We start from the raw sequence: 23,822 nt of genomic DNA on the forward strand, positions 1-23,822 counted from the left end.
CACCCGTTCCCATGCCGAACACGGAAGTTAAGCTCTCCAGCGCCGATGATAGTCGGGGGCTCTCCCCCTGTGAAAGTAGGACGTCGCTGGGCTTTTTTATTCAAATATGGGGCCTTAGCTCAGCTGGGAGAGCGCCTGCTTTGCACGCAGGAGGTCAGCGGTTCGATCCCGCTAGGCTCCACCATTTTATTTATACGGCGGCGTAGCTCAGCTGGCTAGAGCGTACGGTTCATACCCGTGAGGTCGGGGGTTCGATTCCCTCCGCCGCTACCATATTTTATTCGGAGGAGTACCCAAGTTCGGCTGAAGGGAGCGGTCTTGAAAACCGCCAGGGGCTTTGCGGCCCGCGGGGGTTCGAATCCCTCCTCCTCCGCCATATTTTGGTCCCGTGGTGTAGCGGTTAACATGCCTGCCTGTCACGCAGGAGATCGCGGGTTCGATTCCCGTCGGGACCGCCATTTCTTTTAAAACAAGCAACTGAATGATTTTGGAGGGGTAGCGAAGTTGGCCAAACGCGGCGGACTGTAAATCCGCTCTCTCAGAGTTCGGGGGTTCGAGTCCCTCCCCCTCCACCATTTTAGGGGTATAGTTTAATGGCAAAACGAAGGTCTCCAAAACCTTTGATGTGGGTTCGATTCCTACTACCCCTGCCAATTATTTTTATGGCGGCTGTGGCGAAGTGGTTAACGCACCGGATTGTGATTCCGGCATGCATGGGTTCAAACCCCATCAGTCGCCCCACTTAGGGCTATAGCCAAGCGGTAAGGCATCGGATTTTGATTCCGTGATTCGCAGGTTCGAATCCTGCTAGCCCTGCCATTTATATGCGGAAATAGCTCAGCGGTAGAGCACCACCTTGCCAAGGTGGGGGTCGCGGGTTCGAATCCCGTTTTCCGCTCCAGTGATATCCGCCCGTAGCTCAATTGGATAGAGCATCTGACTACGAATCAGAAGGTTAGAGGTTCGAATCCTCTCGGGCGGGCCATTTTTATGTCATTTTTACTTTGATAGAATGCGGGTGTAGTTTAGTGGTAAAACCTCAGCCTTCCAAGCTGATGTCGTGGGTTCGATTCCCATCACCCGCTCCATAGTTCATATGGGCCTGTAGCTCAGTCGGTCAGAGCGCACGCCTGATAAGCGTGAGGTCGGTGGTTCAAGTCCACTCAGGCCCACCATATTCCACAGTAGCTCAGTGGTAGAGCGCTCGGCTGTTAACCGAGTTGTCGTAGGTTCGAATCCTACCTGTGGAGCCATACGGCCCCTTGGTCAAGTGGTTAAGACACCGCCCTTTCACGGCGGCGACACGGGTTCGAATCCCGTAGGGGTCACCAATATAAAGAGCCATTAGCTCAGCTGGCAGAGCATCTGACTTTTAATCAGAGGGTCGGAGGTTCGAATCCTCCATGGCTCACCAAATCGACTTTAAACTTCCTCGGTTCAGGAAGTTTTTTTATTATTGCTGTAATTGATCAAGTATGAATCACAGATCATAATTGTAATTTAATGTAAAAATAATGGTCCTTTATTGTTCGATTAGAATCTGAAAGTTATAATTAGTGCATATCGTTTGTTTGTAAGAGTTTTCACATGTTTTAATTATCACTATCCATCTATTAAGAATAAGGTAAATTATTCGAATATTTAAAATGAAACGGAGTGTTTGATGTGAGTTTGGAACAACAAAGATATACGCACCAATATTTGTTAAATAATGAATGGAAAGATAGTGAGAGCGGCGATGTCGTAGAAATAAAATCGCCTGACGATAATGCAAGTGTAGGATCTGTTCCGGCAATGTCGCAAAACGAAGTCGATGCGGCTGTGGAATCCGCTTCTGATGTTCAAGAAAACTGGGCGTCAAAAGACGGACATGTACGGTCTGAATTATTGCATCGCTGGGCTGAGGAGCTGGAAAAAATGACAGATGAAATTGGTATGAGCATTCATAAAGAAGTAGGAAAAACTCTTTCCTCTGCAAAATCAGAAGTTAAACGAACAGCAGAATTGATTCGTCATACAGCCGAGGAAGGCCTGCGCACACACGGAAGCTTTATTCAAGGCGATGCGTTTCCGGGTGCTTCACGCTCAACAAAAGCAATGGTGCAAAAAGTGCCGCACGGTGTAGTGCTTGCGATTGCGCCGTTTAATTACCCTGTTAATCTCGCAGCTTCAAAAATTGCCCCGGCTTTAATTACTGGAAACACAGTTGTTTTCAAACCAGCTACACAAGGCGCAATCAGCGGTATTCTTATGGTAGAAGCTTTAGTGAAGGCAGGGCTTCCAAAAGGTGTATTGAATATTGTCACAGGCAGAGGGTCCGTTATCGGCGATTTTGTTGTGACTCATCCGAAAATTGATATGATCACGTTTACCGGCGGAACGGGAACAGGTAAAAACATCGCCAAAAAAGCGTCGATGATCCCGGTTGTATTGGAACTGGGCGGTAAAGATCCGGCAATTGTGCTTGAAGATGCTGATTTAGATTTATCGGCAAAAGAGATTGTCGGAGGAGCTTTCAGTTATTCCGGTCAGCGCTGTACAGCTATTAAAAGAGTTATGGCGACAACAGCTGTCGCAGATGAATTGACTGAAAAAATTAAAGAGATTGTCAACAATATGAAAGTCGGTAAATCAACAGAAGGAGCAGATATTATTCCGATGATTGACCAAAAATCAGCGGACTATGTAACTTCTCTTGTTGAAGATGCTGTTAACAAAGGTGCAACAGTTGTTACGAGCGGAGAACATCAAGATAATCTGCTCTCTCCAGTTGTTTTAGATCATGTCACAGAAGATATGCGCGTAGCTTGGGAAGAGCAGTTTGGACCTGTTTTGCCGATAATGCGTGTTGAAAATGAGCTCGAAGCGATTGATTTGGAAAAACGAAATGAATACGGCTTACAGGCGAGCATCTTTACAAAGAACCTGGAAAATGCCTTTACGATTGCTGATCGATTAAATGTAGGCACAGTTCAGGTAAATGGTAAAACATCCCGCGGACCTGACCACTTTCCGTTTCTTGGTGTGAAAAATTCCGGTCAAGGTGTTCAGGGAATCGGACGAAGCATCGATTCAATGCTGCGCGATAAAGTGCTAGTTTTGAATCTGTAATAGATTATTATGAAACAAAAGCGGCTTCCTCTTAAATCGAGGAAGCCGCTTTTAATGTTAAGGAGTTAAATCTTCGTCAAGATCTTCGTTAAGTATATCGCTGTCTGTTTGTTCTGCTGAATCAATTACGTCTTGCGGAATTTCTATTTCGTCAATTTCATCAAAGTCCCGGTACATAATTGTGTTTTCCTGACTGGTTTGAATAGACTGTCCCATCATATCCATCTTCATTGACAGTTCCACTAAAGATTCTGTTTGATAATACGTATCTTTATCAATCGACACTTGAAAATTCATCGATTCGATGTCGGTTTCCTCGAACATTTCTGTAAACATTTCATCCATACCGTCCATGCCGTCCATACCCATGCCGTCCAAATCTTCCATTAACTCTTGCATGTTCATCTCTTCGGTCTCTAATGTAATAACATAGGCACTGTCTGATTCATCCATGGAAATGTCGGAAATGTGATCCTCAAGAACTTGAAGCTGATCATCAGGTGAAACTTGCTGATCGGTTATCATCAAATAATCTTCCATCATATCGTCTTCCAATTGAAACCATGTGTCCGTTGTACTGTCTTCCATAAAAAAACCTTCGTCTTCATGAAAATAGGATAAATACGTCATTTCATCGGTTTCTTCATTTGCTTCATCTTCCATTTCCGGCAGATTCATTGTCATTGTTTGTGAGAACGACAGCGGATCTAATGTCATGTCCATTTCTGTCGTTGTTTCAATGCCGAACTCGCCATCGTCAGCTTCGTCTTCTCCTTCTGTGGAAATCGATTGTGATGTAGCCATATCAATTCCGTAGGAGTCCAAATTGTCCATCGCTTCCATTGACTGGTTGAGAATTTCTTCCGGATCTTCCCCGCTGTCAGTAACGTCATTGTTGCACGCAGCGAGAGTGATAACTGTTAAACCGGTTAACCCCATAGTGTAATACTTTTTCAAAGTTATTGCCCCCTGTTACTTGTCTTTCTCTCTATATATAACAGTTATATTTTACATGAATACGGTTATTTAAGCCAATATATTTCTGGAAGCGCTCATGCTTTACGACGCGACTGCGTTAAACTTTCGGTATAAAATAACAGAAAATTCGTTTCAAACCGTGCTGTCAATTTACTAATGCAAACACTGTTTAAAAAGTAATTAAATAGCGATGTTTGAAATGTTTGACTTTTTAGTGAAATCCGCTAAATCAGCTTGTTGAGGGGGGGGATTTTTGATATAAAAGAGTTAAGGAAAACGCTTTCTAACAATTTTACGAATAAAGTTTACAATCAAACAAGCGGGTGGAAATCCGTCTGAATTCGTTTGAGTTCATTAGAAAGGGGAGTATCATTGAAGGCAAACATATAAAAGTCAACAGATCTGCGACGGCTTTTTACGTGAATGCTTGAACATGCTGGAGCAGACCGGCAATTTCCAACGGTCTTCAAATGCCCTGGGGAAGCATGAAACTTCAGTAATGTCGTCATCACAAACAGAACCAGAACTAAAAACAATGAAAGAGGGTGGGGGACAGGATGAATATACTTGTCAGCATTAAGCAAGTTCCTGACACAAAAGTCATTAAAGTTAACCCGAAAACAAATACGCTGGACCGATCGAGTGCGCCGGCGATTTTAAATCCGTACGATGCACACGCCGTTCAAGAAGCTGTGCGATTGAAACAGAAGCACGGAGGCAAGGTGATTGTATTATCGATGGGGCCGCCGCAGGCAGCGAATGCGATTCGTAAATGTGTTGAAATCGGCGCGGATGAAGGCTATTTGATTTCCGATAAAAAATTTGCCGGTGCAGATACATTGGCAACAAGCTATGCCCTTTATAAAGCGATCGAGAAACTGGAAAAAGAGCAGGGGATCGACCTTGTACTGTGCGGAAAGCACGCAATTGACGGGGATACGGGTCAAGTCGGACCGGGAATTGCCCGCCGTATGGGGATGCCTCCTTTGACGAATGTGATCAATGTTGAAAGTGTTGATACGGACAATAAGCTGATTCGTGTTCATCGCAAAATAGAAGAGGGCCATGAAGTAATCGAATCTCCGCTTCCTTGCCTGTTGACGGTTGAAAAAACGATCAACGAAGTGGAATACGCACCCTTGCCGAATATGCTTCGGGCAGCCCGTTATGAACCGTATGTCTGGTCGGTTGATGATTTGGAAGATGTCGATATTAAACAGCTCGGTCTTAAAGGATCGCCGACGATTGTCGGGACGATGTGGCCGCCGGAAAAAAGTTCTGGAGCAGAAATGATTGAAGGATCGACGGATGAGCAAGTGTCGCGGCTTCTTGAAGTGATGAACGATACGCAAGAGCTTTTGGCTGTGAAAGGCGGGGATGGCGCATGAGTATTGAAGAATACAAAGATGTCTGGGTATTTATCGAGCAGCGCGAAGGAGAAATTTTCGATGTAGGCTTGGAACTTCTCGGGGCCGGAAGAGAACTTGCAGATAAATTAGAAGTCAATCTCTGCGGTGTTTTACTAGGGAACAATGTAAAAAATTCAGCCGAGGATCTTTATGCATACGGAGCCGACATTGTTTATGTCATTGATGATCCGGTTTTGGAAAACTATCGAACAGAAACGTATATGAAGGCTGTCGGCGATCTTGTGCGCAAATACAAACCGGAGATATTCATTTACGGTGCAACATCAAACGGCAAAGATTTAGCGAGCGCTGTTGCAACAGAAGTGATGACCGGTCTTACTGCGGATACAACGATGCTTGACATCAACTTGGAAAAACGTTTATTCGAAGCGAGCCGTCCGGCTTTTGGCGGCAATATTATGGCGACGATCTTGTGTAAAAAACACCGCCCGCAAATGGCCACCGTCCGTCCGAAAGTGATGAAAAAACCGGAAGCAGATTTTTCGCGCACGGGAAAAATTATCGAAGAAGGTCTCGGCTTAAAAGAAGAAGATTTGCAGACGAAAATTATCGATATTGTAAAATCGGCGAAAAAGTCCGTGAACTTGGAAGAATCTGATATTATTGTCACTGCGGGCAAGGGGATAAAAGATGAAAAAGGAATGGCAATGGTTAAAGAATTGGCCGATACGCTCAATGCGGACCTTGGCGCTAGCCGGGACGTTGTTGAAGCCGGCTTAATCGGCCATGCACATCAAGTCGGTCAGACAGGTGTGACGGTGACACCGAAGCTTTATATTGTGATTGGGGTTTCAGGTGCCGTTCAGCATACCGTCGGAATGCAAAATTCCGATGTGATTATTGCCATTAATAACGACCCGGAAGCTGCGATTTTTAACGTTGCACACTACGGGATCGTTGCCGATGCATTTGAGATTGTACCGAAATTGACCGCTGAGCTTAAGAAAGCGCTGGATAAAGAAGGGGTGACGACAAATGGCTGAAAAATTTGATATGATCATTGTCGGTGCCGGTCCCGCCGGTTCGGCAGCTGCGTATACAGCGGCGAAAGAAGGATTGAAAGTGCTTTTAATCGAGCGCGGGGAGTTCCCTGGTGCTAAGAATGTCATGGGCGGTATTTTATATCGAAAACAGCTGGAAGAAATCATCCCTGAATTTTGGCAAGAAGCTCCGCTTGAACGCCCGGTTGTTGAACAGCGGTTTTGGTTTCTTGATAAAGAATCGATGGTTACAACGAGCTATAAAGATAAAAGCTGGGCAGAAGAACCTTATAACAGCTTCACCGTTCTTCGCGCGAAGTTCGATAAATGGTTTGCGCAAAAAGCTGTTCAACAAGGAGCTTTGTTAATCAATGAAACAGTAGTAACAGAGTGTATTGTCGAGGACGGAAAAGTGATCGGCGTGCGCACAGACCGCCCGGACGGAGATGTCTATGCGGATGTTGTTGTCCTGGCTGACGGAGTCAACTCCTTGCTGGCGAAAAACCTCGGTTTTCACAAAGAATGGAAGCCGCAAGAAGTGGCGCTCTCGGTGATGGAAGTATTAAAGCTCGATAAAAAGACAGTTAATGAACGTTTTAATGTCGGTGAAAACGAAGGGGTTTCCGTCGAGATTTTCGGGGAAGCAACGAAAGGGGCGCTTGGAACATCCTTTCTCTACACGAATAAAGACAGTGTTAATATCGGTGTCGGAACGACGCTTTCAGGGATGATTGAAAGAAAAATGAAGCCGCATGATCTCCTAGAGGAATTAAAAGCACACCCGATGATTGCACCGTATTTAGAAGGATCGGAATCGCAGGAATATTTGGCGCATCTGATTCCTGAAGGCGGGTTTGATGCCGTGCCGAAGCTGGTTGGTGACGGCGTGATTGTTGTCGGCGATGCCGGACAATTCGTCAATGCGATCCACCAAGAAGGGTCGAACATGGCAATGAAATCAGGGAAATTAGCAGCCGAAACGGTAATAAAAGCAAAAGAGTTGAACGATTTTTCTGAAGCGGCGCTGGATTCATACAGAACAGACATCTATGACAGTTTTATCGGAAAAGACTTGAAGAAGTACCGCGATGCTGCTCATACGTTCGAAGAGAATCCGCAGTATTTCGAAGAATATGTGCCGATGATGAACCAAGCGATGAATACATTCTTCACCGTCGACGGCACGCCGAAATGGGAAAAGCAGAAGAAGATTGCTGCGAAAGTGACAGCCGGCCGCGGGAAAACAGGCTTGGTCAAAGATATGTACAAAGCATGGAAGGCGGTGAAGTAAGATGGCAAAAACGCTCGAAGATAAACAGTATCTCGTCCGTTTTAACTGCGACACAGAATCGCATTTGATCATTAAAGACCATCAAGTTTGTGCAACCCAATGTCCAGGCAAAGACTGTACAGTTTTTTGTCCGGCAGACGTGTACAGGTGGGAAGGCGATCGGATGTTTGTCGGCTTCGAAGGGTGTCACGAATGCGGGAGCTGCCGGATCGGCTGTCCAAATGACAACATTGAATGGCATTATCCAAAAGGCGGACACGGGATTGTATTCCGAATGGCATAAAAAAACGACCTCAGAAGATGTTAGCTACTTCTGAGGTCTTTTACATACCCGAACAACATTCGGGAACAATGGGTGGTGTGTGAAGATTGGCAAAGTGATGTTAGCACTATTTACACAGTGTTATTATAGCGAAGAAAGCCGTGAGAGTAAAGATATTTACGAAAATTATAGTTAGCCGTTCGTTTCAGTGAAAAAAATTGAAAATTTTGATAAAGTACAGATTCAGCCTAGCCTAACGGCTGTTTGTCATGTAGAATTAAAGACCATGAATGTTTGTGAAAAGTGGAGGAATGCTTAATGGATGAGAAAGATGTTGAATTGCTTTCTATTGTCGAAGAGCAAGGGAGGCTTTCTGAAGATCAGTTGGCAAAAATGATTGCCCTTCCGGCGGATGAAGTCACAAAGCGGCTGCGCTGCCTTGAAAAAGACAACGTTATTCTCGGTTATTCAGCTTTGGTTGATTGGTCTAAAACGGAAAAAGCAGAGCCGGTAACGGCGGCGATAGATGTAAAAGTGACGCCTACGCGAGGGCGCGGATTTGATGAAGTGGCAGAGCGAATTTATCGTTATCACGAAGTGAAAGCGCTCTATTTGATGTCTGGTACGTACGATTTATCTGTCGTGATTGAAGGTGAATCGATGTCAGAAATCGCCAGGTTCGTATCTGAAAAACTGTCGACACTGGAATCGGTCATTTCGACAACGACTCATTTTCAATTGAAACGATATAAACATGACGGCTTCATTTTTGTTGATGAAGACGACCAAGATCCGAGAATGGTGGTATCGCCGTGAAGACTGCAAACACAACTCATCAGCCGAAACTTTCGCAAGCGGTGAACAGTATTGAACCTTCGGGCATCAGGCGTTTTTTTGATTTGGCCGCTTCGATGGATAACATTATTTCGCTCGGTGTAGGCGAGCCGGATTACAGCACACCGTGGAATGTCCGGGAAGCAAGTATTCATTCGCTCGAGCGCGGGCTGACAGCTTATACAGCTAATGCCGGCCTGCCCGAACTGCGAAAGTCGATCAGCCGATACTTGCTTGAACGTTTTCAGCTGGAATACGATGCGGGAAACGAAGTTGTTGTCACAGTCGGGGCAAGTGAAGGGATTGACTTAGCGCTCAGGTCGATTGTTGACCCCGGCGACGAAGTATTGGTTGTTGAACCTTGCTTTGTCAGTTATGCTCCGCTTGTGTCGCTCGCCGGCGGGACGCCGGTGTCTGTACCGACGTCGATTGAAGCGGATTTTATGGTAGAGCCTGATTTGCTCGCTGAAAAAGTCACTGATAAAACAAAAGCAGTTATGCTCTCTTTTCCCAACAATCCGACGGGCGCGGTCATGGATAACGAAACGATGCAGCGCGTCGCTGAAGTTTGTATCGACCACGACTTAATTGTGATTTCTGATGAAATTTATGCAGAGCTCTCGTATGACTGTGATCATCAAAGTGTGCCGATTTTACCGGGGATGCATGAACGGACGATTTTAATCTCCGGATTTTCTAAATCGTTTGCGATGACAGGCTGGCGAATCGGTTACGTCTGCGCCCCGCCAATTTATACCGAGGCGATGCTGAAAATTCATCAATACGGAATGATGTGTGCGTCAACGATGGCTCAATATGCAGCTTTGGAGGCGCTGGAAAACGGAAAAGACGTCATGGAAGAAATGATCATCAGTTACCGGCAACGGCGCAACTATTTCGTCGAATCCTTGAAGGAAAGCGGACTGGAATGTCATACGCCGGGCGGGGCCTTTTATGCGTTCCCATCGATAAAAAAAACCGGACTCACTTCTGCCGAGTTCGCTGAGAAACTGCTGATCGAAGAACGTGTCGCGGTTGTCCCCGGGAGTGTGTTCGGTGAAGGCGGCGAGGGTCATGTGCGTTGTTCTTATGCGGCCTCGATGGCTCAGCTGGAAGAAGCAACGGAAAGAATCGGACGGTTTGTTGCTAAATACCTTTCTGGAGATGTTGAAAGCAGATAAGCGGGAGAAAAATTTTCAAATAGATCTTTGTGAATTCAGCTGCGCTGTGTTATAATAACGGAGTTAATAAATATTTAGGAGTTGTTTTCATGGCAGGTCAATACGAAGTCGGAAGTATCGTTGAAGGAAAAGTAACAGGAATTAAACCTTTTGGCGCCTTTGTCGCATTGGATGAAAAAAAGCAAGGACTTGTGCACATTTCTCATATTGCTCACGGATATGTAAAAGATATCAATGAGGTTCTATCTGTAGGAGATCAAATTAAAGTGAAAGTTTTGTCTGTTGACGAAGAGTCCGGTAAAATTTCGCTTTCAATTAAAGAAACGCAAGAAAAGCCAGAGCGCCAAGAACGTCCGCAGAGCAGCGGTCAAAACCGCGGCGGCGGCGGAAAGCCTCAACAAAAAGAGGCTTCACAAGGGTTTAACACGTTGGAAGATAAGCTGAAAGACTGGCTTAAACAGTCAAACGAAATCCAAGCCGATCTTAACAAACGCATCAAAAAGTAAAATTTTCTTCTTTTTCCTTATCGATACGATTGGAAAACGGGGCAATCTATTGACAGATTGCCCCGTTTTCTTGTTTTTATGATAATTTTCGGCGATAATAGACATATCTGCGTTCGAAACCCGGGCAGAAATCTACTCAGTTAATAAAAGTCGTTGCCCTTTGAAAAGATAAAGCTTAAACGACCGACTGTATTCAAGCTTTTTGTCCTTGCAGTGGAAACAACCTTTTATTAAAGTTAAAACAGCAGAAAATTAGGAGGAATTATTAAATGACAGAGAAAATAACGTTCGATTATTCCAAAGCGGCAAGTTTCTTATCTGAACATGAGGTCGACTATTTACAAGGAGCGGTTCAGCAGGCTCATGATGCATTGCATGAAAAGAGCGGACCAGGTAATGACTTCCTTGGATGGATGGACCTTCCGGTTAATTACGACCAAGAAGAGTTTGCCCGTATCCAGAAAGCGGCGCAAAAAATTCAATCTGACTCAGATGTTCTTATTGTGATTGGTATCGGCGGTTCGTATCTCGGCGCACGCGCGGCGATTGAAGCTTTGACCCACACGTTTTACAATGAGCTTCCGCAAGAAAAACGGCAAGCTCCGCAAGTATTTTATGTCGGTCACAATATCAGCTCAACTTACGCTGCTCATTTGCTTGAGATCATCGAAGGAAAAGATGTCTCTGTAAATGTCATATCAAAATCGGGAACGACAACAGAGCCGGCGATTGCTTTTCGGATATTCCGTGAATGGCTTGAAAACAAATACGGAGCTGAAGAAGCGAGAAAGCGCATTTATGCGACCACTGATAAAGAGAAAGGGGCGCTGAAAACATTAGCGAATGAACAAGGCTATGAGTCATTCATCATTCCGGATGACGTCGGCGGACGTTTTTCAATCTTAACAGCTGTCGGTCTTTTGCCGATCGCCGCAACAGGCATTGACATCCGTGCGATGATGAACGGAGCAGCCGATGCCCGTACGGACTACAGTGAACCGGACCTGCAAAAAAACGCGGCCTATCAATATGCGGCCGTCAGAAATGCGCTTTATAACAAAGGTAAAACGACGGAACTTCTTGTTAATTATGAACCCGGTCTTCATTACGTTAATGAGTGGTGGAAACAGCTGTTTGGAGAAAGCGAAGGTAAAGACGGCAAAGGGATTTTTCCGGCTGCGGCGGACTTTTCCACTGATTTACACTCCCTCGGTCAATATGTTCAAGACGGCCGGCGCGATCTGTTAGAGACGGTTCTTCATGTCGGCCGGGTATCAGAAGAAATCAAAATCGGCGAAGATCCGGAAGATTTAGACGGATTGAATTATTTGCAAGGTCAAACGATGCAGTTTGTCAATGACAAGGCTTACGAAGGTACGCTGTTGGCTCATATTGACGGCGGTGTTCCGAATCTTGTGATTGAAATTCCTGAACTGTCAGCCTATCATTTCGGTTACTTAATGTATTTCTTTGAAAAGGCATGCGCTGTCAGCGGTTACTTGCTGGGAGTCAATCCATTCGATCAGCCGGGTGTTGAAGCGTATAAAAAGAACATGTTTGCGCTGCTCGGGAAACCGGGATTTGAAGCTGAAAAACAAGCGCTTGAAGCAAGGCTGAAAGAAGAATAAACGAAGCAAACACGCCGGTTCCTTAAAAGGGACCGGCGTTTTCAAAAATTCTTCACATGTTTTCACGTTTAAAAGCGAAGATTTCCGTAAATACTTAAGGTGTGAGCAAGCAAGAGATTAATTGGAGGGATTTTTCAGATGTCGCAGCTTCCTGAAGAGCAAAAAAACTGGCATGCGATGAACGACGACGATGTCGTCGAAGCATTTCAGTCTGATACGAAAAACGGACTGTCAAAAGATGAGGCGGCCAAACGCCTCGAAAATTACGGAAAAAATGAACTGCCGGAAAAAGAAGATGAATCAGCAATTATCAAATATTTTAAACACTTTCACGATGTGCTGATTTATATTTTATTGGCTGCAGCTGTGATCACTTTTGCTTTAGGGCATTACATCGATACAGCAGTCATTTTGCTCGTAGCAGTAATTAATGCAACTGTCGGTTTCATGCAGGAAAGTAAAGCGGAGAAAGCGCTTGAAGGTATTAAAAATATGCTTTCTGCAGAAGCGACAGTTCTGCGAAACGGAGAAAAAGAAACGATTGATGCCGGTGATGTCGTGCTTGGCGATATTGTTTACTTGGCTGCAGGAGATAAAATCCCGGCTGATATGAGGCTTATCCAGGCAGACAATTTAAAAGCGGAAGAGGCGGCGTTAACCGGTGAATCAACATCGGCTGACAAGGATACAGAAACATTGGATGAAGATACAGTGCTGGGCGATCGTGTCAATATTGCTTTTTCCGGAACGTCGATTACATCCGGAACAGGTGTCGGTGTTGTCACAGCAACGGCGGAAAAAACGGAAATCGGAAAAATCAATGAATCGATTGCGGAAGTTGAAGAACTGAAAACGCCGCTGATGAAGCAAACAGACAAGTTCGGCAAACAAGTTGCCGTGTTCATCGTTATTGCTTCGATATTTATTTATGCGTTCGGTTTCTTCGTCCGCGACTACGGAGCGATTGAGTTGCTGATGTCGATTATCGGCTTAGCGGTAGCGTCGATTCCGGAAGGTCTTCCGGCGATTATCTCGATTATACTCGCACTCGGTGTGCAAAATATGGCGAAACGTAAATCGATCGTTCGCAACCTTCCTTCGGTCGAAACGCTCGGTGCTGTGTCGGTGATTAATTCTGACAAAACGGGAACGTTAACGAAAAACGAAATGACCGTCACAGCCGTTATGACAAGAAATGATGAGTATGAAGTTACGGGAACAGGCTATGCGCCGAACGGGGACATTAAGTCTGATGATGAAAAGGTAAATGTGAATGAGCATCCGGACTTAAAAACGCTTTTGACTGCGATGAAGACATGTAATGATGCCTCGTTAAAACAAGAAGAAGACGGCCAATGGAAAATTAACGGCGAGCCGACTGAAGGCTGTCTGTTAACTCTGGCAGAAAAAGCAGACGCCGATATTCCAAAGCTTGAAGTGCAGTCAAAAATCCCGTTTGATTCTGCTTACAAATATATGGCTGTTCTCGTTGAGGATGAAGGCGAAAAAGTTATTTATATCAAAGGGGCTCCAGACCGTTTGTTTGACATGGCAGCAAACGGTGAGAACGGATTTGACCGCGATTATTGGGAAAAACAAATGAAGACACGAACAACGAAAGGGGAGCGTGTCTTAAGCGCCGGGTATAAAAAAGTTGATGCTTCCAAGACAGAAATTGACCATGAAGACTTAGAAGACGGCGTTCAATTTATCGGCCTGACCGGTATTATTGATCCGCCGCGGGAAGAGGCGATTCTCGCCGTTGAAGAATGTAAAAAAGCCGGTATTTCCGTGAAAATGATCACAGGAGACCATAAAGATACCGCTGTAGCGATCGGTAAGCAAATGGGTATCGGTGACGGCGAACGCGGGCTGGAAGGCATTGAGATTGACAAGATGTCTGATGAAGAACTGTCAGAGGCGATTATGGAGTATGATGTTTTTGCTCGTACAAGTCCCGACAATAAACTCCGGATTGTTGAAGCGCTGCAAGCAAATGAACAAATATCAGCGATGACAGGCGACGGTGTCAATGATGCGCCTGCGCTTAAACGGGCGGACATTGGCGTCGCGATGGGAATCAAAGGGACAGAAGTGGCGAAAGAATCTTCGCAAATGGTATTAGTTGATGATAACTTTGAAACGATTGTCGGAGCGGTCGAAGAAGGCCGCCGTGTGTATGCGAACTTGAAGAAAACGATACTGTTTATTCTGCCGACAAACGGAGCGCAAGCGTTTGTGATTATGGCGAGTATCCTGCTTGGCACGACGATGCCGCTCACCCCGATTCAAATTCTTTGGGTGAATATGGTCATCGCGATTACCGTTTCGATGGCACTGGCGTTTGAGCCGCTGGAAGAGGGGGCAATGCAGAGGCCGCCTCGCAATGTGAAAACACCGCTTTTGACGCCGTATTATATCTTCCGGATCGTCTTTGTGTCGCTTCTAATCGGGGGCGGAACTTTGGCGCTCAGCATGATGCTGATGGATGGCGGCAATTATTCCGAAAGCATGATGAATACCGTCGTGCTCCACACGATCGTTATGATGCAAATGTTCCACCTTTATAATACACGAAACGAAATCGGTTATGCGTTCAACCGCAATTTCTTTAAAAATAAAGTTGCCTTTATCGTTTCAGGTATTTTAATCTTGCTGCAGCTGTCGATCTTGTACGTTCCGTTTATGAATACAGCATTTGAAACGGAACCGCTTGGAATTGAGTTTTGGATTATTCCGATTCTCATGGGAATTGCTGCCTTCATCTTGATTGAAATTGAAAAAACGATCACGCGCCGGATTATTAACGGCCGCAACAATATTTCGTAATGTCTGACCGCCCGAATGTTACTTCGGGCGGTTTTTCGTGATAAGATTGGTCAATGGGAGGGGGAAAATTTTATGGTTCAGGCCTTTATTTTTGCCGTGACGATTTTTCTCGGCTGGATAATATTCGATGGGATTAAACATAAAAAAATCCTGAAGGAAAATGTATTTGCCGGTTTGATAACGGGAGTAACAGCAGGGGTGTTTTGGTATATTCTCTTTATCATTTTTTGAAAAAATTTGTCGTATAAGGTTGCGTATTCTCCTTTCAATCGCTATAATATTAAATTGTGAGTCACCCGATACACGCATTAATAAGAAGTCTGTTTTGGGGCATTAGCTCAGCTGGGAGAGCGCAACACTGGCAGTGTTGAGGTCAGCGGTTCGAGCCCGCTATGCTCCACCAATTTTTTTGTGATCAACGATCCGGTTTTTGGCCGAAGCCAGAAGCTGGATCGTTTTTTAGTTCGCCTGCCTTTCCAATATTCGGAGATCGTGATATTCTGTTGAGTGGGATGCATATACGAGGAGGTTCTTCATTTGAAAAAACAGTTAACGGCAGGTTTCTCTGCACTCGTTCTCGGTCTTGTTGCGTGCGGATCAAACAATGAACAAACAGGGGAATACGACCCTTCGGAATACAATTACACACTGGTGAATACAGCGGGAGAGGAAACGGAGATATTTGAAGAAAATGAAAACGCCTTGTACCTTTATTTTACGGGGACGAATTGACAGCTTTGTATTGATCAGCTGGTTCAGCTGAGTGGAGATGTGGAAGAAATTCAAGATATGGGCTATGATGTTTACGGGATAAGTCCGGCAGATCCGACAGGTCATGCCCAGCTTCGCGAGCAAAATGATTTGCCGTTTGACATTTTGACAGATTCAGACGGAGAAATGGGAGCTGACACGGGGTTTATCGATATGGACGAGGAAATGATTTATCGTGGTTATGTTGCAGTGAATGCCGATACAGGGAAAATCGCTGAGGAAATCGATTATCTCGTCGGTGACAATTCGGAAGAGGTCATTGAAACGTTAGAAAATATGCAATAAAAGAGCACCGCTAAATTGCGGTTTTCAGACTGCAGACAAACTATATTTTGATGTCAGCCATGAATCCACTACCCTCCGCTTGCCCCGGGCAAGGACTCAGCTAGTATTCGGCGGCCCGAGACCGCCGAATCCGGATCTTCGTCGCTTGCTTTCCCGGAGGCGTCGGAGGAGTGGATGGATGGCTTCTTTTTTTTATCTTATGGATATTGACCGTGCTGTAGTGTAAGATGAAAAAAAGTATTAAAGGCTGGTGGAATGATGGACGTTAAAAACATTTATTGTGTAGGAAAAAATTATACTAAACATGCAGAAGAACTTGGGAGCACCGTTCCCGAAGAACCGCTGATTTTCTCCAAACCGACGCACTCGCTTATTAAAGCTGACGCCTGTCACATCCCCCTTCCTAACGACAAAGGAGCAGTGGATTACGAAGCGGAAATCATTATTCAATTGAGCTCGGAATACGATGCAGCGGCCGGAGCAGAGTCTTGTATTGCAGCAATGGGCTTAGGAATTGATTTCACGTTGCGCGATGAGCAGAATAAACTTCGTCAAGAAGGACATCCGTGGCTGACATCGAAAGGATTTCCCAATTCAGCTGCCGTAACGGATTTTTTCCCGTTTCCCGGCGAAAACGTGATGAACAGCTCGGAATTCAGCCTCGAAATAAACGGAGAAATTGCGCAAATCGGCGATCCGAAAGACATGGTTTATAAATTGGATGATATATTGGTGCATTGCCAACAGCGGCTAGGGTTAGGCGCAGGAGATCTCATTTTCACAGGAACGCCTGAAGGGGTTGGACCGGTAAAACACGGCGATCATCTGCGCTTATTATGGAACGGTGAAGAACTCGGCTCGCTGACAGTTGCATTAGTATAAATAAAACGCTCTGCAGTGTATCTGCAGAGCGTTTCAGATTGTAGACAAATTATTATTTTGACGTAAGCTACGCAGCTACTACCCTCCGCTTGCCCCGGGCAAGGACTCAGCTAGGATTCGGCGGTATCAGACCGCCGAATCCGGATCTTCGTCTCTTGCTTTCCCGGAGGCGTCGGAGGAGTGGATGCGTGGCTTTCTTTATTATGAATACACTCGATTCAAAGAAGGAGGATGACCCAGCATCCCGGCTTTTTCCTGCGGGATAGCGAGACAGACGAGACCCTGCAGGGCCAAGCCCGAAGCGGCTCGGCGCTCGCCCGCGGACTAGTAAGACACGGCGAAGTCTTTTTGAGCCGATGTCGCAGTGATACCTTCAGGTGAAAGAAGCCGGACGATGCGCAGTCATCCGTTCCTTATAATATGACATCTATCGATGTCATGACTTTATCAACAATCTAAAACGCTCTGCAGTGTATCTGCAGAGCGTTTTTATTGGATTTAAAATAACCCGATCGAGTTTAAGAACACGATGAAGATTGCTATTGGTGCAAAGTATCGAAGGACGTACAGCCAAAAATTCCCCCAAATCGTATCACCGAAGTCAGAGGCGTCAAGCGCATCTGCTTTTTTCCAGCCCCAGCCGATAAAGAGGGCGATAATCATACCGCCGAGCGGCAAAAAGATATTAGAAGCCAAAAAGTCCATCGAATCGAGAATATCATTGCCGGCAATGGTCACGCCGGAAAGAATACCGTTCCCAAGCGATGAAGGTACACCGATTAAAAAGATCAGACCGCCGACGATTAAGGCTGCTTTTTGCCGGCTCCATGCAAACCTGCGCATGAAGTAAGCTGTTGCAACTTCTAAAAGAGAGACACTGGAAGAGATTGCTGCTGCAACAAGTAAAAAGAAGAACAGCAAGCCGAAAATGATGCCGAAATTCAGACTTTCAAAAATGCCCGGAAGCGTGATGAAAACCAGCCCGGGACCGTCTGCCGGATCAATGCCGAATGCAAAAACAGCAGGGAAGATCATAATACCGGCGATCAGTGCAAAAACGGTGTCGAGTGTTACGACGCTCGCTGCAGCTCCCGGGAGCTTCTCTTTTTGCGACAGGTAGCTGCCGTATGTTATTAATGCCCCCATGCCGAGTGACAGGGAAAAGAATGCCTGTCCCATTGCTGCTAGATAAACTTGCGGATTGCCAAAAGCGCTCCAATCCGGGCTGAACATGAAGTTCATGGCTTCTGCCGCCCCGCCGAGTGTTAAGCTGTACCCCGCGAGCAGAATAACAAGAACAGCGAGTCCCGGCATAAGAATCTTGTTCCATTTTTCAATGCCTTTTTTCACGCCGCTGTATACGATCCCGATCGTCAGCGCCATAAACAGAAACTGCCAGAAAAGCGGTGCGAGCGGCTGGGAAATAAATCCGCCGAAATAGTCAGCATAACCGCCGGCCGCATCAACTGCCGGGCCGCCGCCAAGGTATTGCACAAAATAATGGATCGACCAGCCGCCGATCACTCCGTAAAAAGATAAAATAATAAATGCTGACGCTACGCCGAGAAAACCGGCTAATACATACGGTTTACCTGGGGCAAGATCTTGAAATGCTCCGACAACATCCTTTTGCGCCCGTTTTCCAATTGTAAACTCGGCCATTAAAATCGGCAGGCCGATCAACAATATACAGGCGAGATAAATGATCAGGAATGCTCCGCCGCCCATTTCTCCAGTTACATACGAAAAGCGCCAGATATTGCCTAATCCGACGGCAGATCCCATGGCTGCTAAAATGAAGCCGAGCCTTGATCCCCATTGTTCGCGTTGATTGTTTAGTGCACTCACAAATTTTCCTCCTTTAATGCGTTGGTGTAGCAAAAATTTAGACAAGTAAAACTATAACACACTCATAAATGGATTTGTCAGTGAATTTTAATTTTTTCGTGAAAATTCGAGCAGATTTGTCGAAATTTTAGCAGAAGCTGGTTTGACTGTATATTTCACGGATAAAAGAACGAGTGCAAAGCCTAAAACTTGCCAAAATGTTAATGATTCCGCAAAAATAAGCACACCGACAAGAATAGCTACGACCGGTTCGACTGTGGACAAAATCGCTGCGCGGCTCGATTCAACGTATGTCAAGCCCAAGGTATAGAGCGCATAAGCCATCACAGTAGCAAATAACGCTAAGCCGAAACCGTTTAACAGTACACCTGGTTCAGCGAAAAGTGCAGATTTCTCCCACAGCCGGCTGGTCGGCAGTAAAAAAAGGGCACCAAACAGCATGGAATAAGCTGTGATTGTTAATGTATGGTAGCTTTTACTGATATATTTGCCGAAAATGCTGTAGAGCGCATAGAAAAAACCGGACAGAATACCGAAGATGACGATATCCCAGCCGACAGATAATTGCCCTGCCGGAAAGAATTCGACGGTAAAGGCAATTCCGGTCATCATGAACACAAGGGCGATCAATTTGTTCGCGGTGAAAGGCTCTTTAAATGTAATCCTGGAAATGATTGCGACAAACACCGGTCCAGTGTAAAGCAAAACGACAGAAAGGGAAATCGATGCTTCGTGCATGACCGTGAAAAAGAAATAGTTGAAAAAAGCGATGCTGATGATGCCGGTTCCGATCGTAAACGGTATGTGGCGAAGGCGAATGTATAAAAAGCGCCGGTCTGTAATAAACAAATACAGAAAAATCAAAACAGCAGAGAACGAAAGACGAATACCGACAACTTCCCAAGGAGTAAACCCGTATGTATTTAAATTCGTGACGAATAGTCCCGTGATCCCCCAGAGTGCAGCCCCCAGCGCGACCATGAAATAAGCGGATCGATGTGACAAGTCAAACGCTTCCTTTCTATAAAAGACTTCGATGATGACATTGACAATATCATACAGGAAATTGATGCGCGAAAAAAGACGTAAGCAGCACGGAAGAAAGATTTACGGATGAGATAGACGTGGCAGAAATTACCACGATTTGATAAACTGAAGGAAGCGTTTTCTTGTAACAGACAAACGAAAGGAAGTGTAGCGGATGGGATGGACGGTCATGAGAAATCAGCTTGATGAAGAATCCTTGCTCGTGAATGAAAGTCTCTTTGCACTCGGCAACGGTTATTTAGGTGTGAGGGGCAATTTCGAAGAAGGGTATGCTCCGGGAATCAATTCAATACGAGGAACTTACATCAATGCGTTTCACGATGAAGTGCCGATCGAACAGGCAGAAAAACTGCATGCTTTTCCGGAAGTCAGTGAGAAATTGGTTAATATTATTGATGCGCAAACGATTATGATCTGTTTTGATGACGAATGGTTTTCACTTTTTGATGGTGACATTCTCGATTACAAACGAGAAATAAATATGGATGAAGGCTATAGTGAACGACGCATCCGCTGGCGCTCTCCGCAAGGGAAAACGGTTCGCTTGCATTTTCGCCGGCTCGTATCCTTTCGGACGAAAGAGCTGTTTTTACAATGGATTGATATTTATCCGGAATCAGCTTGCCGAAATATCCGGGTGATTTCTTATCTTGACGGTGATGTAACGAACGCTGCAGATCCTGACGATCCGCGGGTCGCATCAGGCCATACGAAACGGACGAATACAACGGATGTTTTTCAAGACGGGCCTAATCATACCGTCGTTAACCGAACGTTTGAAACAAGGCTGGAAACGGCAGCTTCCGTTCGAATCCGCACTTCGCGGACGCCGGACGTTTATTCCTGTGAATACCATGGAGAAGCGGTCGTGGAAGATATGACGTTTCGTGAAGAAGAACATATACGCGTGTCAAAGTGGACAGTGTACACAGATACTTACCGTCACGGACCCGATGTCAAAAGCGAAGCGCGAACGATTCATAATGAGCTTGAAAGTGTGTCGATTGCCGATGTGTTAACCGGGCAGCGCGAGTATTTGCACGGATTTTGGCAAAGTGCAGATATTCAAGTAGAAGGGGACGCAAATTTGCAGACAGGGATACGTTTCAATTTATTTCAGCTGCTGCAATCCGTCGGCAAAGAACCGGCCAGCAATATTTCAGCAAAAGGCCTTTCCGGTGAAGGGTACGAAGGTCATTATTTTTGGGACACAGAAATTTATATGTTCCCGGTCTTTTTAATGACCGAACCTTCGATTGCGAAAAATTTGCTTGAACACCGCTATTCCCTTCTTCCGGCCGCGAAATACCGGGCGAAAGAGGTCGGACACGAACAGGGGGCGCTGTTTCCGTGGCGGACAATTAAAGGACGGGAATGTTCAGGTTTTTTCCCGGCCGGAACAGCACAATACCATATTAGTGCAGATATCGCCTACAGCTTTGTCCAATACTATTTTGCAACCAATGACATGGCGTTTATGAGCGAGTACGGTGCGGAAATCCTCGTAGAAACAGCCAGGCTTTGGATCGATACCGGACACGAAAAGGACGGACAGTTCCGCATTGACGACGTAACCGGACCTGATGAATACACGTGTATTATCAATAACAATTTTTATACGAACGCGATGGCGCGGTTTAACTTACGCTGGGCGGTGAAGTCGCTGGCGCTCGTGCAGGATTACAGCCAGGAAGCTTTTGACCGGCTTGTTATGCGGCTCAGCATTGAGCCGGAAGAAATTTTCGCTTTTCAGCGCGCAGCGGATCGGATGTATCTTCCGTATGACCCCGAGCGTGACATCCACGCCCAAGACGACACGTTTCTCGATAAAGACCGCTGGAATTTAGCTGCGACGCCGAAAGAAAAATTTCCGCTGCTTTTGCATTATCACCCGTTAACCTTATACCGTTATCAAGTCTGCAAACAAGCCGATACGGTGCTCGCACACTTTTTGCTTGATGATCTTGCTGATGAAACGACTATGAGAAAGACGTACGAATATTACGAAGCGGTCACAACCCATGATTCTTCGTTGTCGTATTGTGTATTCAGTATTATGGCCGCTCGATTAGGAGATCAAGAAAAAGCGCTTCGGTACTTTTCTGAAACGGCCCGTTTAGATCTTGATAATACGCACGGGAATACGAAAGACGGTCTCCATATGGCAAACATGGGCGGTACATGGTCGGCTCTCGTTTACGGTTTTGCAGGGATGAGGATGTCGGAAAGCGGTCTGTCCTTTCGGCCGTCATTGCCGAAATCGTGGACATCGCTAACGTTTCATATCCGTTATCATGGCCGGATCATTCAACTATATATCGACCATGACGCCGCAGAATACACGCTTGTTCACGGAGAACCGATCACTGTAACGCATCGGGCAGCTCCTATAAAACTGGCGGATGGAACGGCGGTCAGAGCCGTTCTCTGATTGAATGTGTCAATTTAATGAACACACCCTCTTGACATAATACCAACAGGGGTATAAACTGTGGGTATAGTGTAAATACCTTATTGGGTATAAATAAAGGAGGATGCTGTATGTCTGATCAAGCGAAAGATAATGCAACGATGATCGTTTTTGACGGAGATCTCGACAAAGCGATTGCAAGTTTTATTATTGCGACCGGAGCGGCTGCTATGGGCAAGAAAGTGACGATGTTTTTTACATTCTGGGGATTGAATGTGCTGCGCAAAGACGAGGCAATCAATATCCAAGATAAAAACTTTTTGGAAAAAATGTTTGAAAAAATGATGCCTCGCGGACCAAAAAAATTGAAACTGTCAAAGATGAACTACGGCGGCGCCGGTTCTTATCTGATGAAGAAAATGATGAAAGAACACAACGTTCAAACGTTGCCGGAATTGATTGAGCTTGCCCAAGACCTGGATGTGAAAATGGTTGCCTGCACGATGACGATGGATGTTATGGGGTTAAAAGAGGAAGAACTGATGGACGGAATTGAATATGCAGGTGTAGCTTCGTACCTTTCTGAAGCTGAAGATGCGAACGTGAATTTGTTCATTTAAGGAGGAAGCACTGTGGAATGGCTGATTTATCTGCTGCTCGGCCTCCTTTTGCTCTTGACTGTTATCAAACGTCTCCCGGTAAAAGGCGTCGCTAACATGAGTGCGGACGATTTAGCGGCACGGGTGAAAAACAAGAAAGATCAGCCGCTGATTATTGACGTCCGCGAAGAACATGAATTTAAGAGCGGTCATATCCGCGGATCAAAAAATTTTCCTTTAAGCCGGTTGCACGAAAGTGCGGGGAAGCTGCCGAATAATAAAGAATTGGTTTTGATCTGCCGAAGCGGCAATCGAAGTAAATCTGCTGCGAAGAAACTGAGGAAGCAAGGTTTTCAGCATTTAATCAATGTTCAAGGCGGAATCAGTTCTTGGCGCGGGGAAACAGTGAAAAAGTAGAAGTTGTTTGACGCCGGCTGTATAAGCCGGCGTATTTCTTGATATACCCTGCTAGGTTTAATATAATGGGTATATAAATATTGGTGTCGTTTATAAAAATATAGTAAAATGATATGAAAAGACTGATATAAATCAGCTGACTCATTTATCACGATGAGGAAGATCTATTATATGGAAGAGGTGTGCATAATGGAATATTCACCAGAAGTGAAAAACCGGATGAAGCGGCTCGAAGGACAAGTGCGCGGTGTGTTGCGAATGATGGAAGAAGAAAAGGACTGTAAAGAAATCATTACGCAGATGACAGCGATTCGTTCAGCTTTGGATCGTGCAACCGCAACAGTCGTGGCGAAAAACCTTGAAACATGCTTGCGCAATGAAGTAAAGACCGATGAAGAGCGTGATGAAGTTATTGATGAAGCGATCCAGCTGTTAGTGAAAAGCAGATAAAAAAGTCCGGGAGGAAATCCCGGTTTTTTTATGCCTTTCATGATCGATTGTAATTATTTTTGATTTTTTTTGATTTAAAATGA

Annotated in this window: 21 protein-coding genes, 16 tRNA genes and 1 rRNA gene; 35 read left to right on the forward strand and 3 right to left on the reverse strand. The window is 45.4% G+C overall.

Going from position 1 to position 23,822, the window contains the following annotated elements; all coding sequences use genetic code 11:
* From rrf to EDD67_RS12180, 17 genes are all read left to right on the forward strand, one after another.
* Nucleotides 1–92: ribosomal RNA gene (gene rrf, locus EDD67_RS12100) — 5S ribosomal RNA — on the forward strand; the annotation flags it as partial.
* A gap of 16 nt (nucleotides 93–108) precedes the next feature.
* A tRNA-Ala gene (locus EDD67_RS12105) sits at nucleotides 109–184 on the forward strand.
* 12 nt (nucleotides 185–196) lie between these two features.
* Nucleotides 197–273 (forward strand) — tRNA-Met (locus EDD67_RS12110).
* Between the two features lie 10 nt (nucleotides 274–283).
* Nucleotides 284–376: transfer RNA gene (locus EDD67_RS12115), tRNA-Ser, on the forward strand.
* Between the two features lie 6 nt (nucleotides 377–382).
* A tRNA-Asp gene (locus EDD67_RS12120) sits at nucleotides 383–458 on the forward strand.
* Between the two features lie 31 nt (nucleotides 459–489).
* Nucleotides 490–575: transfer RNA gene (locus EDD67_RS12125), tRNA-Tyr, on the forward strand.
* Between the two features lie 4 nt (nucleotides 576–579).
* Nucleotides 580–653 (forward strand) — tRNA-Trp (locus EDD67_RS12130).
* 12 nt (nucleotides 654–665) lie between these two features.
* A tRNA-His gene (locus EDD67_RS12135) sits at nucleotides 666–741 on the forward strand.
* A gap of 3 nt (nucleotides 742–744) precedes the next feature.
* Nucleotides 745–819 (forward strand) — tRNA-Gln (locus EDD67_RS12140).
* Between the two features lie 7 nt (nucleotides 820–826).
* A tRNA-Gly gene (locus tag EDD67_RS12145) sits at nucleotides 827–901 on the forward strand.
* A 7-nt stretch (nucleotides 902–908) separates the two neighbouring features.
* Nucleotides 909–985 (forward strand) — tRNA-Arg (locus EDD67_RS12150).
* 29 nt (nucleotides 986–1,014) lie between these two features.
* A tRNA-Gly gene (locus EDD67_RS12155) sits at nucleotides 1,015–1,088 on the forward strand.
* A gap of 10 nt (nucleotides 1,089–1,098) precedes the next feature.
* Nucleotides 1,099–1,175: transfer RNA gene (locus EDD67_RS12160), tRNA-Ile, on the forward strand.
* A gap of 3 nt (nucleotides 1,176–1,178) precedes the next feature.
* Nucleotides 1,179–1,253: transfer RNA gene (locus tag EDD67_RS12165), tRNA-Asn, on the forward strand.
* Between the two features lie 3 nt (nucleotides 1,254–1,256).
* A tRNA-Glu gene (locus EDD67_RS12170) sits at nucleotides 1,257–1,331 on the forward strand.
* 7 nt (nucleotides 1,332–1,338) lie between these two features.
* Nucleotides 1,339–1,414, forward strand: a tRNA-Lys gene (locus tag EDD67_RS12175).
* A 257-nt stretch (nucleotides 1,415–1,671) separates the two neighbouring features.
* Nucleotides 1,672–3,111 (forward strand): NADP-dependent glyceraldehyde-3-phosphate dehydrogenase, encoded by a 1,440-nt coding sequence (locus EDD67_RS12180; protein WP_121438716.1) that lies wholly within the window; start codon nucleotides 1,672–1,674, stop codon nucleotides 3,109–3,111.
* Between the two features lie 57 nt (nucleotides 3,112–3,168).
* Here EDD67_RS12180 and EDD67_RS12185 read toward each other — a convergent pair whose 3' ends face one another.
* The gene (locus EDD67_RS12185) at nucleotides 3,169–4,068 is read right to left on the reverse strand and encodes a DUF6612 family protein (RefSeq protein WP_123875848.1); all 900 of its coding nucleotides are present in this window, start codon (nucleotides 4,066–4,068) and stop codon (nucleotides 3,169–3,171) included.
* Nucleotides 4,069–4,646: 578 nt separating this feature from the next.
* On the opposite strand from EDD67_RS12185, the gene EDD67_RS12190 reads away from it, so the two are divergent.
* The 14 genes from EDD67_RS12190 (at nucleotide 4,647) to EDD67_RS12250 (ending at nucleotide 16,968) form a co-directional block, all read left to right on the forward strand.
* Nucleotides 4,647–5,477 carry an electron transfer flavoprotein subunit beta/FixA family protein gene (locus EDD67_RS12190; RefSeq protein WP_121438714.1) on the forward strand — a complete coding sequence of 277 codons (831 nt, stop codon included), beginning with the start codon at nucleotides 4,647–4,649 and terminating at the stop codon, nucleotides 5,475–5,477.
* Nucleotides 5,474–6,502 carry an electron transfer flavoprotein subunit alpha/FixB family protein gene (locus tag EDD67_RS12195; protein ID WP_121438713.1) on the forward strand — a complete coding sequence of 343 codons (1,029 nt, stop codon included), beginning with the start codon at nucleotides 5,474–5,476 and terminating at the stop codon, nucleotides 6,500–6,502. Before EDD67_RS12190 ends, EDD67_RS12195 begins: the two co-directional genes overlap by 4 nt.
* On the forward strand, nucleotides 6,495–7,790 hold the full coding sequence (locus EDD67_RS12200; protein WP_121438712.1) for an FAD-dependent oxidoreductase: 1,296 nt from the start codon (nucleotides 6,495–6,497) through the stop codon (nucleotides 7,788–7,790). Before EDD67_RS12195 ends, EDD67_RS12200 begins: the two co-directional genes overlap by 8 nt.
* Nucleotide 7,791: 1 nt before the next feature.
* Nucleotides 7,792–8,073: a ferredoxin family protein gene (locus EDD67_RS12205; RefSeq protein WP_093073210.1), complete on the forward strand. Its 282-nt coding sequence runs from the start codon at nucleotides 7,792–7,794 to the stop codon at nucleotides 8,071–8,073.
* Nucleotides 8,074–8,370: 297 nt separating this feature from the next.
* Nucleotides 8,371–8,868, forward strand: coding sequence for an Lrp/AsnC family transcriptional regulator (locus EDD67_RS12210; RefSeq protein WP_121438711.1), 498 nt, complete (start codon nucleotides 8,371–8,373; stop codon nucleotides 8,866–8,868).
* On the forward strand, nucleotides 8,865–10,067 hold the full coding sequence (locus EDD67_RS12215; RefSeq protein WP_121438710.1) for an aminotransferase: 1,203 nt from the start codon (nucleotides 8,865–8,867) through the stop codon (nucleotides 10,065–10,067). The genes EDD67_RS12210 and EDD67_RS12215 overlap by 4 nt, the downstream gene beginning before the upstream one ends.
* Nucleotides 10,068–10,156: 89 nt before the next feature.
* Nucleotides 10,157–10,573 carry a S1 domain-containing post-transcriptional regulator GSP13 gene (yugI, locus tag EDD67_RS12220; protein WP_121438709.1) on the forward strand — a complete coding sequence of 139 codons (417 nt, stop codon included), beginning with the start codon at nucleotides 10,157–10,159 and terminating at the stop codon, nucleotides 10,571–10,573.
* A gap of 269 nt (nucleotides 10,574–10,842) precedes the next feature.
* Nucleotides 10,843–12,201 carry a glucose-6-phosphate isomerase gene (locus tag EDD67_RS12225; protein ID WP_121438708.1) on the forward strand — a complete coding sequence of 453 codons (1,359 nt, stop codon included), beginning with the start codon at nucleotides 10,843–10,845 and terminating at the stop codon, nucleotides 12,199–12,201.
* 138 nt (nucleotides 12,202–12,339) lie between these two features.
* Nucleotides 12,340–15,030 carry a cation-transporting P-type ATPase gene (locus tag EDD67_RS12230; RefSeq protein ID WP_121438707.1) on the forward strand — a complete coding sequence of 897 codons (2,691 nt, stop codon included), beginning with the start codon at nucleotides 12,340–12,342 and terminating at the stop codon, nucleotides 15,028–15,030.
* A 72-nt stretch (nucleotides 15,031–15,102) separates the two neighbouring features.
* Nucleotides 15,103–15,261, forward strand: coding sequence for a hypothetical protein (locus EDD67_RS14015; protein ID WP_162843809.1), 159 nt, complete (start codon nucleotides 15,103–15,105; stop codon nucleotides 15,259–15,261).
* A 96-nt stretch (nucleotides 15,262–15,357) separates the two neighbouring features.
* Nucleotides 15,358–15,433, forward strand: a tRNA-Ala gene (locus EDD67_RS12235).
* A gap of 134 nt (nucleotides 15,434–15,567) precedes the next feature.
* The gene (locus EDD67_RS12240; RefSeq protein ID WP_121438706.1) at nucleotides 15,568–15,762 is read left to right on the forward strand and encodes a hypothetical protein; all 195 of its coding nucleotides are present in this window, start codon (nucleotides 15,568–15,570) and stop codon (nucleotides 15,760–15,762) included.
* A gap of 18 nt (nucleotides 15,763–15,780) precedes the next feature.
* On the forward strand, nucleotides 15,781–16,086 hold the full coding sequence (locus tag EDD67_RS12245) for a redoxin domain-containing protein (protein WP_277872100.1): 306 nt from the start codon (nucleotides 15,781–15,783) through the stop codon (nucleotides 16,084–16,086).
* Between the two features lie 258 nt (nucleotides 16,087–16,344).
* Nucleotides 16,345–16,968, forward strand: coding sequence for a fumarylacetoacetate hydrolase family protein (locus EDD67_RS12250; protein ID WP_244922843.1), 624 nt, complete (start codon nucleotides 16,345–16,347; stop codon nucleotides 16,966–16,968).
* A 498-nt stretch (nucleotides 16,969–17,466) separates the two neighbouring features.
* On the opposite strand, the gene EDD67_RS12255 is transcribed toward EDD67_RS12250, so the two are convergent.
* Together EDD67_RS12255 and EDD67_RS12260 are read right to left on the reverse strand one after the other, a co-directional pair.
* Nucleotides 17,467–18,816, reverse strand: a complete 1,350-nt coding sequence (locus tag EDD67_RS12255) for a sodium-dependent transporter (RefSeq protein WP_121438704.1) — start codon at nucleotides 18,814–18,816, stop codon at nucleotides 17,467–17,469.
* An 87-nt stretch (nucleotides 18,817–18,903) separates the two neighbouring features.
* Nucleotides 18,904–19,821 (reverse strand): DMT family transporter, encoded by a 918-nt coding sequence (locus EDD67_RS12260; RefSeq protein WP_121438703.1) that lies wholly within the window; start codon nucleotides 19,819–19,821, stop codon nucleotides 18,904–18,906.
* A 196-nt stretch (nucleotides 19,822–20,017) separates the two neighbouring features.
* Here EDD67_RS12260 and EDD67_RS12265 point away from each other — a divergent pair, with 196 nt between their 5' ends.
* The 4 genes from EDD67_RS12265 (at nucleotide 20,018) to EDD67_RS12280 (ending at nucleotide 23,739) form a co-directional block, all read left to right on the forward strand.
* Nucleotides 20,018–22,294, forward strand: a complete 2,277-nt coding sequence (locus EDD67_RS12265; protein WP_121438702.1) for a glycoside hydrolase family 65 protein — start codon at nucleotides 20,018–20,020, stop codon at nucleotides 22,292–22,294.
* Nucleotides 22,295–22,404: 110 nt separating this feature from the next.
* The gene (locus EDD67_RS12270; protein ID WP_093073229.1) at nucleotides 22,405–22,893 is read left to right on the forward strand and encodes a DsrE/DsrF/DrsH-like family protein; all 489 of its coding nucleotides are present in this window, start codon (nucleotides 22,405–22,407) and stop codon (nucleotides 22,891–22,893) included.
* A gap of 12 nt (nucleotides 22,894–22,905) precedes the next feature.
* Nucleotides 22,906–23,289: a rhodanese-like domain-containing protein gene (locus tag EDD67_RS12275; protein WP_121438701.1), complete on the forward strand. Its 384-nt coding sequence runs from the start codon at nucleotides 22,906–22,908 to the stop codon at nucleotides 23,287–23,289.
* Between the two features lie 189 nt (nucleotides 23,290–23,478).
* Complete coding sequence (locus EDD67_RS12280) at nucleotides 23,479–23,739, forward strand: metal-sensitive transcriptional regulator (RefSeq protein WP_093073233.1); 261 nt, start codon at nucleotides 23,479–23,481, stop codon at nucleotides 23,737–23,739.
* Nucleotides 23,740–23,822: the final 83 nt, after the last annotated feature.

The sequence above is a fragment of the Salisediminibacterium halotolerans genome (assembly GCF_003814815.1).
In the GTDB taxonomy this organism is placed as follows: domain Bacteria; phylum Bacillota; class Bacilli; order Bacillales; family Salisediminibacteriaceae; genus Salisediminibacterium; species Salisediminibacterium halotolerans.

What these genes read in the sequence shown, in the direction of transcription:
- EDD67_RS12190 (WP_121438714.1), top strand. Translation starts at nt 4,647, where the DNA reads ATGAATATACTTGTCAGCATTAAGCAAGTTCCTGACACAAAAGTCATT.
- EDD67_RS12195 (WP_121438713.1), top strand. Translation starts at nt 5,474, where the DNA reads ATGAGTATTGAAGAATACAAAGATGTCTGGGTATTTATCGAGCAGCGC.
- EDD67_RS12200 (WP_121438712.1), top strand. Translation starts at nt 6,495, where the DNA reads ATGGCTGAAAAATTTGATATGATCATTGTCGGTGCCGGTCCCGCCGGT.
- EDD67_RS12205 (WP_093073210.1), top strand. Translation starts at nt 7,792, where the DNA reads ATGGCAAAAACGCTCGAAGATAAACAGTATCTCGTCCGTTTTAACTGC.
- EDD67_RS12210 (WP_121438711.1), top strand. Translation starts at nt 8,371, where the DNA reads ATGGATGAGAAAGATGTTGAATTGCTTTCTATTGTCGAAGAGCAAGGG.
- yugI (WP_121438709.1), top strand. Translation starts at nt 10,157, where the DNA reads ATGGCAGGTCAATACGAAGTCGGAAGTATCGTTGAAGGAAAAGTAACA.
- EDD67_RS12225 (WP_121438708.1), top strand. Translation starts at nt 10,843, where the DNA reads ATGACAGAGAAAATAACGTTCGATTATTCCAAAGCGGCAAGTTTCTTA.
- EDD67_RS12230 (WP_121438707.1), top strand. Translation starts at nt 12,340, where the DNA reads ATGTCGCAGCTTCCTGAAGAGCAAAAAAACTGGCATGCGATGAACGAC.
- EDD67_RS14015 (WP_162843809.1), top strand. Translation starts at nt 15,103, where the DNA reads ATGGTTCAGGCCTTTATTTTTGCCGTGACGATTTTTCTCGGCTGGATA.
- EDD67_RS12250 (WP_244922843.1), top strand. Translation starts at nt 16,345, where the DNA reads ATGGACGTTAAAAACATTTATTGTGTAGGAAAAAATTATACTAAACAT.
- EDD67_RS12265 (WP_121438702.1), top strand. Translation starts at nt 20,018, where the DNA reads ATGGGATGGACGGTCATGAGAAATCAGCTTGATGAAGAATCCTTGCTC.
- EDD67_RS12270 (WP_093073229.1), top strand. Translation starts at nt 22,405, where the DNA reads ATGTCTGATCAAGCGAAAGATAATGCAACGATGATCGTTTTTGACGGA.
- EDD67_RS12280 (WP_093073233.1), top strand. Translation starts at nt 23,479, where the DNA reads ATGGAATATTCACCAGAAGTGAAAAACCGGATGAAGCGGCTCGAAGGA.